We start from the raw sequence: 255 nt of genomic DNA on the forward strand, positions 1-255 counted from the left end.
GGACGGAGGCACGGCGATTCCGATTTTGAATTTCCTCGGCAAATACAGCGGCCCGTACATCGGTTCCGTTTCCGTGTCAGGAGTTCCCGCCACACGTTCCTCATCAAGCCAGATTTCATGATAGGCTCTCGTGCGCGGAAGAAGGTCATCGCTCAATTTCTTCGACCATTCGTATACTTCCGCATGAATTTCAGACTGGTGCGGATTTGAAGCGCACATGACGTTTCGGTTGACATCTCCGCAGGCCGCAATGGT

At 52.9% G+C, this 255-nt stretch carries 1 pseudogene; it reads right to left on the bottom strand.

Features of this window, described 5'->3' with window-relative positions:
• Positions 1-255 (bottom strand): annotated as a pseudogene (locus SB658_RS25720) (sulfite reductase); the annotation flags it as partial.

The organism is Bacillus sp. SIMBA_008, from assembly GCF_046535495.1.
Lineage (GTDB): Bacteria > Bacillota > Bacilli > Bacillales > Bacillaceae > Bacillus > Bacillus subtilis.